Below are 310 nucleotides of genomic sequence, written 5' to 3' on the forward strand. Positions count from 1 at the left end.
CGTTCATAGTGGGTTCCTTTCCCTATCTGATGTATCCCAGTATGAACGCCACGATCACCTACCGCACCGGCAGCTACTACAGCGAGACCGACACAGCCAACCACATCTGGGAGATCTCCGACGAGCAGGGCATCGCCTCCGAGCTGTACGTCAGCATCAGCGACGCCGAGGTCATGCAGATCGAGACCCGCGAGGATCGCCGCGGCGAGGGCCTCGCCCGCCAGCTCTGGGAGGCCGCCAATGCGCAACTCGGCATCGTCTACCACAGCCTCCCCGCGCACCGTACCCCCGAGGGCGAGGCTTTCGCCAG

1 protein-coding gene is annotated in these 310 nt (G+C 64.2%); it reads left to right on the forward strand.

Going from position 1 to position 310, the window contains the following annotated elements; all coding sequences use genetic code 11:
* Window positions 1-41: 41 nt before the first annotated feature.
* The coding region (locus Q5762_RS37750) for a hypothetical protein (RefSeq protein WP_315896832.1) at window positions 42-310 on the forward strand (269 nt) is incomplete at its 3' end.

It is taken from the genome of Streptomyces sp. P9(2023), from assembly GCF_032436795.1.
Classification (GTDB): Bacteria; Actinomycetota; Actinomycetes; order Streptomycetales; family Streptomycetaceae; genus Streptomyces.